The organism is Microbispora hainanensis (genome assembly GCF_006874475.1).
Lineage (GTDB): Bacteria > Actinomycetota > Actinomycetes > Streptosporangiales > Streptosporangiaceae > Microbispora > Microbispora hainanensis.
In genome coordinates this window covers 248,968-261,437 of sequence record NZ_VIRM01000003.1, presented here as the reverse complement: position 1 = coordinate 261,437, position 12,470 = coordinate 248,968, and the positions used below count along the sequence as shown (strand labels likewise).

Annotated in this window: 8 protein-coding genes; 3 read left to right on the top strand and 5 right to left on the bottom strand. The window is 73.4% G+C overall.

What is annotated here, in order from left to right:
- Positions 1-8: 8 nt before the first annotated feature.
- Positions 9-791, top strand: a complete 783-nt coding sequence (locus FLX08_RS04165) for an ABC transporter permease subunit (RefSeq protein ID WP_142616833.1) — start codon at positions 9-11, stop codon at positions 789-791.
- On the opposite strand, the gene FLX08_RS04160 is transcribed toward FLX08_RS04165, so the two are convergent.
- From FLX08_RS04160 to FLX08_RS04145, 4 genes are all read right to left on the bottom strand, one after another.
- Positions 792-2,540, bottom strand: coding sequence for an NAD+ synthase (locus FLX08_RS04160; RefSeq protein WP_142616832.1), 1,749 nt, complete (start codon positions 2,538-2,540; stop codon positions 792-794).
- Positions 2,541-2,590: 50 nt separating this feature from the next.
- The gene (locus tag FLX08_RS43205; protein ID WP_142616831.1) at positions 2,591-4,072 is read right to left on the bottom strand and encodes a BTAD domain-containing putative transcriptional regulator; all 1,482 of its coding nucleotides are present in this window, start codon (positions 4,070-4,072) and stop codon (positions 2,591-2,593) included.
- An 81-nt stretch (positions 4,073-4,153) separates the two neighbouring features.
- Positions 4,154-6,178 (bottom strand): sensor histidine kinase, encoded by a 2,025-nt coding sequence (locus FLX08_RS04150; protein ID WP_142616830.1) that lies wholly within the window; start codon positions 6,176-6,178, stop codon positions 4,154-4,156.
- 159 nt (positions 6,179-6,337) lie between these two features.
- Positions 6,338-7,543, bottom strand: a complete 1,206-nt coding sequence (locus FLX08_RS04145) for an MDR family MFS transporter (RefSeq protein WP_208761244.1) — start codon at positions 7,541-7,543, stop codon at positions 6,338-6,340.
- A gap of 72 nt (positions 7,544-7,615) precedes the next feature.
- Between FLX08_RS04145 and FLX08_RS04140 the strand changes: the two genes are divergently transcribed.
- On the top strand, positions 7,616-8,581 hold the full coding sequence (locus FLX08_RS04140) for an ArsR/SmtB family transcription factor (protein WP_142616829.1): 966 nt from the start codon (positions 7,616-7,618) through the stop codon (positions 8,579-8,581).
- Positions 8,582-8,673: 92 nt separating this feature from the next.
- On the opposite strand, the gene FLX08_RS04135 is transcribed toward FLX08_RS04140, so the two are convergent.
- Positions 8,674-10,761, bottom strand: coding sequence for a sensor histidine kinase (locus FLX08_RS04135; RefSeq protein ID WP_142616828.1), 2,088 nt, complete (start codon positions 10,759-10,761; stop codon positions 8,674-8,676).
- A 245-nt stretch (positions 10,762-11,006) separates the two neighbouring features.
- On the opposite strand from FLX08_RS04135, the gene glnA reads away from it, so the two are divergent.
- Complete coding sequence (glnA, locus tag FLX08_RS04130) at positions 11,007-12,368, top strand: type I glutamate--ammonia ligase (RefSeq protein WP_142616884.1); 1,362 nt, start codon at positions 11,007-11,009, stop codon at positions 12,366-12,368.
- The last annotated feature ends 102 nt before the right edge of the window (positions 12,369-12,470 follow it).

The following is a 12,470-nucleotide window of genomic DNA, read 5'->3' as shown; positions in this document are numbered from 1 at the left end:
GGGGACGCGTGAGACGGGAGCTTCGCGCGGAGTGGACCAAGACGCGCACCGCACCGGGCACGGCGTGGCTGACCGCCGCCGTCGTCGTGCTCACCGCCGCCGCGAGCGCCGCCGTGGCCGCGACCGTGTCCTGCCCGGCGGCGGGCTGCGACCAGGACGTCCCCCGGCTCGGCCTCGCCGGGATCCAGGCGGGCCAGGCGGCCGTGGCCGTCCTGGCCGTGTTCGCGGTCACCGGCGAGTACGGCACCGGCATGATCGCGACGACGTTCGCGGCGATGCCGCACCGGGGCCGGGTCCTGGCCGCGAAGGCCGCCGTCCTCACCGGCCTGACGCTGGCCGCCGGGACGGTCGCGGTGCTCGCGTCCGTGCTGGCGGCGCGGCTCATCCTGCCGGGCAACGGGTTCACGGCCGCCAACGGCCACCCGCCGCTGTCCCTGGCGGACGGCCCGACGCTGCGGGCGGCGGCGGGCACGGTGCTCCAGCTCGCGCTGATCGCCCTGCTCAGCCTCGGGATCGCCACCGCCGTGCGGGACTCCGCGACCGCGGCCGGCGTGGTGTGCGGCCTGCTGTACGTGCTGCCGCTCGTCCCGCACATGGCCGCCGACCCGGGCTGGCGGCGGCTGCTCTGGCAGGCCACACCGGCGAACGCCGGGCTCGCGGTCCAGACGACCACGCACCTGGACGACCTTCCGCTCGGCCCGTGGGAGGGCCTCGGCGTGACGGCCGCCTGGGCCGCCGCGGCGTTGCTCGGCGCCTGGCTGCTGGTCCGTACGCGTGACGTGCGGGCCTAGCTAGAGGCCCTCGCGCCAGCGGGTGGTGATGGGCAGGCGGCGGTCGCGGCCGAAGTTCTTGGGCGTGATCTTCGGGCCCGGGGGGTATTGCCGGCGCTTGTATTCGGCCGAGTCGACCAGGCGGATGATCTTCGTGACCAGCTCGGGGTCGTGGCCGGCCGCGATCAGCTCGTCGCGGCCCATGTCGCGCTCCACGTAGTCGCGCAGCAGCCGGTCGAGCACGTCGTAGGGCGGGAGCGAGTCGGTGTCGCGCTGGCCGGGCCGCAGCTCGGCGCTCGGCTCCTTGGTGATCGAGTTCTCCGGGATCGGAGGCTGCCCCGGCTGGGCGTTGCGCCACTCCGCGAGCTTCCAGACCAGGCTCTTGAGCACGTCCTTGATCGGGGCGAACCCGCCCGCCGAGTCGCCGTACAGGGTGGAGTAGCCGGTGGCCAGCTCGCTCTTGTTGCCGGTGGTCAGCACCAGGTGGCCGTGCTCGTTCGACAGGCTCATCAGCAGCATGCCGCGCACGCGGGCCTGGAGGTTCTCGGCCGCCAGGCCGTGCAGCTCGATCTCCTTCTCGAACGCCGCGACGATGTCGGCGATCGGCACCATCCGGGAGTGGAGCCCCTGGCGGCGCACCAGCTCCTCCGCGTCGGTGATCGAGTGGTCCGAGGAGTAACGCGAGGGCATCAGCACGACGTGCACCCGCTCGGGCCCGATCGCGTCGGCGGCGATCGTGGCGACGAGGGCGGAGTCGATGCCGCCGGACAGGCCGAGGATGACCGAGCGGAATTCGTTCTTGCGCACGTAGTCGCGCACGCCGAGCACGAGCGCCTGGTAGATCTCGGCCAGGTCGTCCAGCCGCTCGGCGACGACCGGCGTCTCCGGCTCGTACGGCTCGACCGGCGCGGCCGACAGCAGCACCCGCTCGACGGTGATGACGGTGCCGTCGTGCGCGTCGTGGCGCGACTCGCCGAGCTCGCCCGTGCCCTCCGGAAGCTCCAGGTCGGTGACGAACAGGTCCTCCTCGAACTGCGGCGCGCGGGCGACCAGCTCCCCGGAGGCGTCCACGATGAGCGAGTCGCCGTCGAAGACCAGCTCGTCCTGCCCGCCGAGCATGTTCACGTACGCGAGCGCGCAGCCCGCCTCGCGGGCCCGCCGCGCGCACAGCTCCAGCCGCACGTCGTCCTTGTTCGTCTCGTACGGCGAGCCGTTGGGGACGACGAGCAGGCCGGCGCCGGCCTCGGCGACCACCGACACGGGCCCGCCGTCCTGCCACAGGTCCTCGCACACGGCCACGGCGACGTCCACGCCGTGCAGGCGGAAGATCGGCAGGCGGTCACCGCGCACGAAGTAGCGATACTCGTCGAACACCCCGTAGTTCGGCAGGTGGTGCTTGGCCGACTTCGTCACCACCCGGCCCTCGTGGAGCAGGGCGACCGCGTCGAGCGGGGCGCCCTTGGGCTGGCCCACGCGCGGGGCGAGGTCGGCCCGGTCGAGGTAGCCCACCACGACGGGGAGATCGCCGAGCCCCTCGTCGGCGAGCCGCGCGGCCGTCTTCGACAGCGTCGTGATCGACGCCTCCACGAACGACGAGCGGAGCACCAGATCCTCGGCGGGGTAGCCGGTCAGGAACATCTCGGGGAACACCACGAGGTGCGCGCCGCGCCCGGCGGCCCTGCGGGTCCACTCGACGAGCATGTCGGCGTTGCCGGCGATGTCACCGACGATCGGATTGGTCTGGGCAAGGGCGATACGCAGTTGAGCCACGGTCCCACCCTAAAGTGTCCGATTCTTTGTCGTCAAAGCGACGATAAGGGTCAGGCGCCGGGCGAGCCGGGGCTGACCAGCCCTCTTTCGTACGCGAGGACCACGAGCTGGGCGCGGTCGACCAGGCCGAGGCCGCGCAGCAGCGCCCTGACCTCGTCGGCGACCTCCTGCTCCGGAACGGCCAGCGTCATCGCGATCTGCCGGTTGGTGAAGCCCCGGGCGACGAGCTTGATCAGGTCGATGTCGGAGTCGGACAGCCCTTCCGGCGCCGCCGGGTCGCGCCGGCCCGCGAACGCCGCGATGAGGTGGGTGGTGACCGCCGGGTCGAGCAGCGCGTCGCCCGCCACGGCCGCCCGGACCGCCGCGATGAGCTGCTCGGGCGCCGATGTCTTCAGCACGAAGCCGCTCACCCCGGCCCGCAGCGCGGCGTAGAGGTTCTCGTCGGTGCCGAAGGTGGTCATCATGATCACCTTCGGCGGCGCCTCCGCCGCGAGGATCCGCCGGGCCGCCGCCAGGCCGTCCAGGCGCGGCATCTGGATGTCCATGAGCACCACGTCGGGCCGCACCGACTGGACGAGCGCGATCGCCTGCTCGCCGTTCTCCGCCTCGCCGACGAGGTCGAGCCCCGGCTCGCTGTCGAGGATCACCTTGAGACCGGTGCGCACCAGCGCCTGGTCGTCGGCGATCAGCACGCGCAGAGCCGCCACGACGGAGGTGGCCCCCGCCGTCGTCACCGGCCCGGACGGCCCGTCCGGCGGCGCGTCGGCGGCCGGGCCGGGGGCGTCCAGATGCTCCGCCTGGACGAGGATGTCCTGCTCCAGCCGCTGCAGGGCCGGGCCGAGGTCGAGCCCGAGCTCGTCGCGCAGCGCGACCCGGGCCCGGCGCAGCGCGCCGAGCGCGTCACCCTGCCGCCCGGCGCGGTAGAGCGCGAGCGCCAGCAGCCGCCAGGCCTCCTCCCGCAGCGGGTGGGCCGACGCGTGCGCCTCCAGGTCGGGGATCATCGGGCCCGTACGGCCCAGCCGCAGGGCGGCGTCCGCGCGGCGCTCCACGGCGAGCAGGCGAAGCTGGTCGAGCCGCGTGGCCTCGGTCTGCGCCCAGGTCAGCTCCTGGAACCCGGCGAGCGCGGGCCCGCGCCACAGGGCGAGGGCCGTCTCCATCCGCTGCAGCGTCGCGGCCGGGCCCTCGTGGTCGCTCTTGACCAGGTGCTCGAAGTGCCAGCAGTCCACGTCCTCGACGTCCGCGCGCAGCGCGTAGCCGGGCGGGGCCGACACCAGGACGCCGGCCTCCTCACGCGGTGCGCGGTTCGGTTCGAGCGCCCGCCGCAGCCGGGACACGTACCCCTGGATCGTGGACAGCGCCTGGGCGGGCGGCTCGCCGGGCCACAGCTCGTCGATCAGCACGCTCACCGGCACGGCGCGTCCTCCGGCCACGATCAGCCGGGCGAGCACGGCCTGTTGCCGCTGGCCGCCCAGGTCGAGCGTCTCGCCGTCGGAAACCGCTTCGAACGGTCCAAGAGCACGAAAAGTCACCATCGCACGGTAAGCGTAGAGGCAGTGGAGATCGCGGTCGTGCCGAGCGGCTCTCGGTTGGGTCACGAGGCGGACGGCGGGTGCTCAGGCGGTGAGCGGGAACCTGGCCTCGACGACCGTGCCGCCGGTCTCGGGGGCGGTGACCACGCAGCTTCCGCCCAGCTCGGCGGCGCGCTCGCGCATCGAGGACATGCCGACTCCCGCGCGCGGCCGGGCGGGCGGGCCGGCGCCGTCGTCGGCGACCGTCACCCGCAGTTCGCCGCCGCCGTCCCCCGCCGGGTGACGCGCGACGACCACCTCGGCGCGGGTGGCCCGCGCGTGGCGGCGCACGTTGTTGAGCGCCTCCTGCACGATGCGGTAGACCGCGACCTCCACTGCGGCGGGCAGCCCCGCGAGGTCGCCGTCCACCCGCACCGCGACGTCCTCGACGCCGTCCGTCCCCGCGGGCAGCGTCTCCTCCGCCAGCGCGCGTACGGCTCCCTCAAGCCCCAGGTCGTCGAGGGCAGGGGGCCGCAGGCCGTACACGAGCTCGCGGATGTCGCCGGCCACCGCGTCCATGCCGACCCGCAGGTCGCGCAGCAGATCGTCGGCGGTGTCCGGCGACTTGGCCAGGCTGATCCTGGCCATGTTGATCGTCATCGCCATCGCCCCGAGCGTCTGGCCGAGCCCGTCGTGGAGGTCGCGGCGCAGCCGCCGCCGCTCCTCCTCGCGGGCGGCGAGGATGCGCTCACGCGAGCGCTGGAGGTCGGCGGCCATCCGTACGGCGTGCGCGACGTCGGCCACGTAGGGGAGCAGCGTGGACAGCACCCGCTCGTCGTGAGCGGCGGCGAACCGGCGGGCGCCCGGTGGCCCGACGAGCAGCCGGCCGACCGGCTCGCCGTGCCAGACCAGCGGCACCTCGCGCGGCGACGGCCCGACCTGGCCGCTCTCGACATAACGCGGCCTGCCGTCGTCGATCTCAACGGCGACGCCGTCCACGGCCAGGCCCTCGCGCACGACCGTCACCACCGACGCCAGCGCGTCGGCGGGGTCGGCCCGCCGCACCTCCTGCGTCAGCCGTTCGGCGAGCAGTGCCGGATCGCCCACCCTGCCGTAGAGGGCGCGATCGACCACGCGCTGCAGGACGCGGCGCAGCGGCTGGAAGAACGCGCCGGCGAACAGCGCCGCCACGAGGCCGCCCACCTGGTGATATCCGGACACGACCAGGCTGGAGACCGCCCCGGCCGCGAAGTAGACGACGCCGATCGCGCCGAGGAGCCCGGCGGTGACGAACGTCCGGCTGATCACCGTGTCGATGCCGTACAACCGGTAGCGCAGCGCCGCGAAGAGGATCGCGAACGGGATGAGCGCCGTCCACAGCGTCGCGGGCAGCCACATCGCGGGGCCGAGCAGGTAGAACACCACGTACACCGCGAAGACGGACAGCGGCCAGGCGATCTGCCGCCGCGTCACCGGATCGGCGCGCCGCAGCCGGAGCACGAGCGAGGCCAGCGCCGCCACCACGCAGGCCTGGATCGCGTACTGCAGGACGTCCCACACCGTGACGTAGTAGGGGATGAGGGCCCTGACCTGCAGCGGGTTGTGGATCACCGCCGGCCAGGGGTAATCGGCGGGATCGGGATCGGGCCGCAGCAGGCCCAGGACGATCTCGGCGGCGGTGGCGACGGCGCCGGCGGCGACGACCACGCGCCAGCGGCGGGAGGGGAGCGTCCCGGTGGGGGAGTAGAGCGGAACCAGGACCGCCAGCAGCAGGCCCGACACCGCCCAGCAGATCACCTGGACCGCGCGGGCCGTGACGGCCGCCCCCATGTCGCCCTGCGAGGCCCAGTGGAACATCAGCGCCGTGAAGGCCACGTTGCCCGAGCCCAGCAGACCGCCCGCCCAGATCAGCCAGGCCATGCTGAGCCGGGGCCGCTGGGACACCAGGAACGCTCCCGTGAGCGGGAACGTGAGCGCGACGCCGAAGTCCGGCGTCAACGGGGGGTGCGGCCGCCACTCCGCGGGGATCCGGACCTGGACCAGCACCCCCGCGAGGGTCAGGACCAGTGCCAGGGCCGCCATGGCCCAGGCGACCGCCCGCACGGGAAAGGCAGGGGGATTCTCGTCCATGCTGCGATGGATTATGTCCTGTCCCGTTCCAGTTCGACCAGGAAAGTCGAGAGGAGCGGACCGGCGCCCCCGCCCCGCGCGGTGGTGTGCCGGTCCTCGCGGGCCTGCGCGGGCGGTGCGGGCAGAAGGGCGGGCACCCCCGTCCGGCGCGACGCCCGGTTACGCCGTCCGGGCGGCGCGGCGGCGTATGGCGCGGCCGATGAGGAGCTGTCCCGCCGCCGCGAGCAGGCCGAGGGCGCCGAACAGCGGCCACACCAGCCCGGGGGCGGCGGCCAGCAGCCGGGTGCCCACGAGGGGCGAGAGCAGGGTGCCGGCCGACCAGGACAGGCCGTACAGGCCCGAGTAGCGCCCGCGCAGGTGGGGCGGGGCGAGCGCCGCGACGATCGCCCCCGGGATCCCGGCCGTGAGCACCTCGCCGAGCGTCCAGACGGCCACGGCCGCCGCGTGCCCGGCCGCCGACGACGCCAGGGAGGTCACCGCGAACCCGACGCCGACGAGCGCGAACCCCGCCGCGAGCACCCTGGACGAGTCGAACCGGGCCAGCCACGCGTTGGTGAGCGGCTGGACGACCACGATCAGCAGGCCGTTGACCGCCATCGCCATGCCGTACGCGCTCGTGGGCAGCCCCTGACCGGTCATGGCGAGCGGCAGCGTGGTGAAGCCCTGCAGGTAGACCAGCGCGTACACCAGGTTGCCCACGACGAAGGCCAGCATGAGCCGGTCGCGCAGCACGTCGGCGAACCGGCCGGGCTGCGCGTCCTCGCGGGCCGGGCGGGTCTCCGGGATCGCCCGCCACACGAGGAGACCGAAGATCAGGCAGGTCACGGCGTCCACCCAGAACAGCACGGTGAAGCCCGAGTGGGCGAGCCAGCCGCCCGCGACCATGGCGACCGAGAAGCCCAGGTTGATGGCCCAGAACAGCAGCCCGAACGCCCGCGGCCGGTCCTCCGGCGACACCAGGTCGGCGACGATCGCCTGCGAGGCCGGGCGGTAGGCGTCCACCACGATGCCCAGCAGCAGCATGCCCACGACGAGCCCCGGCACGCTGGTGGTGTAGCCGAGCGCGACCATGGTGACGGCCGTGGCGACCATGCCGCCCGTCAGCGTGATCCGGCGCCCGAGGCGGTCGGTCAGCCACCCGGCGACCGGCTGCGACAGCAGGGACCCCAGGCCGAACATCGTCATGACCAGCCCGGTGGTGGCGAGCGAGACACCGCGTGCCTGCGTGAGGTAGATGCCGATGAACGGCTCCACCATCGTGCCGAGCCGGTTGACGAACGTTCCGCCGAACAGCACCCAGAACGGGCGGGGCAGGCCGCCGACCTTCGACTGGATGAAGCCGGTCCTGCTGATCACTGTGGTCACGTCGTCCACCCTTGGACACCGGGGCCGCGCCGTGCCAATCTTTTAGCCCTGGCTGAAACATTGGGGGCGATCATGCCGGTGGAGTGGCGGTTCACGCCTGACGACGTGGCGCGGCTGCGGTTCGCGTTCTCTCCCATGTGGGAGCTGGTCGCCAGCCTCCGGGTGCTGCGGGCCCCCGGCCGCCACTCGCTGCACCTGCCGTGGCTGCGGGCCGTACGGCCGCGCCTGCGTGAGGTGGATCTCACAGATCTGTTCGCGTTGGTCCCGGTGCGCGGCTACGTGCCCGATTTCCTCACCCCGCCGCCCGACACCCCGCTGCCGGACTTCGCCGCCGAGCTGGAGCGGGTGCGCGCCACGCCGCCCACCACCGCGTACGAGGAGATGGTCTGGGTGCAGACGTCCGATCCCGCGGCGCTGCGGCGGTTCGCCGACGACCCGGCGGAGGGCGTGCGGCGGGTGACCGACCAGTTGCTGGCGTACTGGACGGTCGCCATCGAGGAGTTCTGGCCGCGGATCCGCGCGTTGCTGGAGGGCGACGTCATGGGGCGGGCCCGCATGCTGGCGGCCGGGGGAGTGCGCGAGCTGTTCGCCGACCTGCACCCGGGCGTCGCCTGGCACGGCGACCGGCTCGTCACGGCCAAGAACTGCGACTATGACGGCGACCTCGGCGGGGACGGCCTCGTCCTCGTGCCGAGCGCCTTCTCCTGGCCCGATGTCTGGGTGATGTACGAGCCCTACCTGCCGATGCTGTGCTATCCGGCGCGGGGCGTCGGGACGCTGTGGACGGACGGCTCGCCTCCCTGCACGCCGGAGGCGCTGGCCGCGCTCATCGGCCGCACCCGGGCGCAGGTGCTCACCGCGCTGGCCGAGCCGGGCTCGACCAGCGGCCTCGCCCGGCGGCTCGGCCTCACGCCGGGCGCGGTCAGCCAGCACCTCGCCGTGCTGTCCGACGCGGGCCTGGTGGCGCGGCGGCGGCTCGGCCGCGAGGTGCTCTACCGGCGGACCCCGGCCGGCGAGTCGCTCGCCGACGTCTCCTGATCCACCCCGGATCGGTCCTGCTCACTCCTGGATCACCCCGTGCGGCTCCGGGCCGCTCCGGGCCGCTCCGGGTCACTCGGGATCACTCCTAGTCACTGCAGGGCCGGCAGGGCGGGCACGGCGGGCAGCCGGGCGGTGACCGTGGTGCCGTGGCCGGGTTCGGAGCCGACGGCGCAGGTGCCGCCCAGCTCGGCCGCCCGCTCGGCCATCGAGCTCATGCCCACGCCCGACCGGCGGCCCGGCGGCAGCCCCACGCCGTCGTCGGCCACGACGACCCGCAGCTCGCCGTTCCTGTGCAGGACCACCCGCACCCGCCGGGCCTGCGCGTGCTTGCGCGCGTTGGTCAGCGCCTCCTGCACGATGCGGTAGGCCGCCACCTCCACGGCGGCGGGCAGCCCGGTCATGTCCCCGGTCACCTCGACCTCCGCGACCGACTCCTCGCCGGCCGCCAGGCCGGGGCGCGCCTCCTCCGCCAGGGCGCGTACGGCTCCCGCCAGCCCGAGGTCGTCGAGCGCCGGGGGACGCAGGCCGTACACGAGCTGGCGGACGTCGGCGGTGACGCTGTTCATGCCCTCGCGCAGGTCCCGCAGCAGGGCGTCGGCCGTCTCCGGGGACCGTTCCAGGCTGTGGCGGGCCATGTTGATCGTCATCGCCATCGAGGCCAGCGTCTGCCCGAGCCCGTCGTGCAGGTCGCGGCGCAGCCGCCGCCGTTCCTCCTCCCGGGCCGTCAGGATGCGCTCGCGTGAGCGCTGCAGCGCGGTGGTCAGCGCCACTGTGTGCGCGGCGTCGGCGACGTACGGCGCCAGCACCGCGATCACGCGCTCGTCGTGGGCGGCGGGGAAACGACGCCCGCCCGGCGGGCCGATGAGCAGGCGGCCGACCGGCTCGCCGTGCCAGACCAGCGGTATCTCCCGCGTCACGGGACCGGGCCGCCCGCTCGTCGTGACGTTCCCGTCGATCTCCACCGCGATGCCGGTGACCGACAGGCCCTCGCGCAGCACCTCCAGGGCGGCCAGCAGCGCGTGCGCGGGATCGGCGTGCTGCAGGCGCCGCCGCAGCCCGGCGGCGAGCGCGAGCGGGTCGCCGCCCCTGCCGTAGAGCGCGCGGTCGACGAGGCGTTGCAGGCCGCTCCGGATCGGATGGAAGAACGCCCCGGCGAACAGGGCCGCGGCCAGGCCGGCGAACCGGTCGACGCCGGAGAGGATCAGGCTGGAGCCCGCGCCGACGAGCACGTAGACGGCGGCGACGACGCCGACCAGGCCCGCACCGACGAGGGCCCTGCTGATCAGCGTGTCGATGCCGTACAGCCGGTAGCGCAGCACGGCCACCGCGATCGCGGCCGGCACCAGCGGGAGCGTGAGCGAGGCCGTCCACCAGACCGGATGGCCGATCACCCACGGGATCACCACCCCGGCCATGGCCACCAGCGGCCACAGGATCTGGCGGCGCTCGATCCCGTCGGCCCGGGTGAAGCGGACGACGAGCGAGGAGAACGCCAGCGCCATGCCCACCGCGACGACCGTGTGCAGCACCTGCCGGGTGCCCTCGTAGTACGGCGCGAAGGCCGCCACCTCCAGCGCGTTGCCGCCGGTGCGTACGCTCGACGGGGCGATCAGCGAGCACAGCCAGTCGAGGGCGAGGGCCGCGGCGGTCACGCCCCCGGGCACGCACCACCGCTTCGACAGGATGCGCCCGGTGGGATAGAGCAGCGGCAGCAGCACCCCGAGCGCGTACGTCGTGAGGTTCCACACGCCGTCGGCGAACACCCAGAGCGGGTGGACCAGCGGATGGCCGCCGCGGAGGACGAGCAGGGCCGCCGTGTTGGCGGCGAGGATGTTGGCGGCCGAGCCCAGGCCGCCCAGGCACAGCAGCCAGCCGAGCAGCAGCCGGGGCCGCGAGATCACCAGCAGCACGCCGAAGATCGGGAGCGTGGTGCCGGCCACGTCCTCGGGCGCGAACGGCAGCGGCGTGTAGGGGGAGTCGGGCAACTGGGCGGTCACCCAGATGTCGGCGAGCTCCAGGCAGATCGCCGCGCCCGTGATCGCCATCGCGGCGGCGGGCCCGAGCACCCGCACCCGCCCCGGCCAGTCGAGCGCACGCAGCCGCCGGAGCCGGGGTTCCGCGGAGTCGAGCAGCGGTCGTGCCACGGACGGGGGCTCCTTCGGGTCGTGCACCGGCATGCCGGGAAGGTAGTGCGCGCGGGTCGACGCCCGATCAACACCGGATCAACGGCATCGACGCCCCGGCCGCGGGTTTTGTTCGGTGTGATCCTCGTCACCGTCTCCGCCCGCGCCGCCGGGCGCCGCCGCCGTTCCGGGCCGTGGTGAGCCGCAGGACCGCCGGCTCACACTCCCCCGTAACCCCTGTGAAACACTCACCGGGCAGACTGGTAGGAGACCAGACCTGTGACTCCGTGAGGTACGCCTTGGACCGCCAGCAGGAATTCGTGCTCCGCACGCTCGAAGAGCGAGACATCCGGTTCATCCGGCTGTGGTTCACCGACGTGCTCGGTTTCCTGAAGTCGGTGGCGATCGCGCCGGCCGAGCTGGAGGGCGCCTTCGCCGAGGGCATCGGCTTCGACGGCTCGGCGATCGAGGGCTTCTCGCGGGTCTACGAGTCGGACATGCTGGCCAAGCCCGACCCCGCGACGTTCCAGATCCTGCCGTGGCGCAGCGAGTCGCCGGGCGCCGCCCGCATGTTCTGCGACATCCTGATGCCGGACGGCTCGCCGTCGCACGCCGACCCGCGCTTCGTGCTCAAGCGGACGCTGGCCAAGGCGGCCGACATGGGCTTCACGTTCTACACCCATCCCGAGGTGGAGTTCTTCCTGCTGCGCAACCGGCCGGAGAAGGGTGACAAGCCCGAGCCGATCGACGATGGCGGCTACTTCGACCACACGCCGCACAGCGCGGGCCACGACTTCCGCCGCAACGCGATCATGATGCTGGAGTCGATGGGCATCTCGGTGGAGTTCAGCCACCACGAGGGCGCGCCGGGCCAGCAGGAGATCGACCTCCGCTACGCCGACGCGCTGACCACGGCCGACAACATCATGACGTTCCGCCTGGTCATGAAGGAGGTGGCGCTGGAGCAGGGGGTGTGGGCCTCGTTCATGCCCAAGCCGTTCACCGACTTCCCCGGGTCGGGCATGCACACCCACATGTCGCTGTTCGAGGGCGACCGCAACGCCTTCTACGAGCCCGGCGCCGACTATCAGCTCTCCAAGATCGGCCGGTCGTTCATCGGCGGGCTGCTCCGGCACGCCGCGGAGATCACCGCCGTCTGCAACCAGTGGGTCAACTCCTACAAGCGGCTGTGGGGCGGCGCCGAGGCGATCGCCGGGGCCGGCGGCGAGGCCCCCGCGTACATCTGCTGGGGGCACAACAACCGCTCCGCGCTCGTGCGCGTGCCCATGTACAAGCCGCACAAGGGCGGCTCGACCCGCATCGAGTTCCGCTCGGTCGACTCCTCCTGCAACCCCTATCTCGCCTTCGCCGTCATCCTGGCCGCCGGGCTCAAGGGCATCGAGGAGGGGTACGAGATGCCGCCGGGGGCCGAGGACGACGTCTGGGCGCTGACCAGCGCGGAGCGGCGCGCGCTCGGCATCCAGCCGCTGCCCCAGTCGCTCGACGAGGCGATCGTGGCGATGGAGCACAGCGAGCTGGTCGCGGAGACGCTGGGCGAGCACGTCTTCGACTACTTCCTGCGCAACAAGCGCGCGGAGTGGCAGGACTACCGCCGCCAGGTGACCGAGTTCGAGCTGGGCCGCTACCTGCCCGTGCTCTGACGGAGATCGCGTCACCACGCCGTTACAGGCTGCAAATCTTTCTGACACTCCCGTCTGTTTGGCTGGTCCGTACGCCGGAACAGTAAAATCGGTTCACTTGTT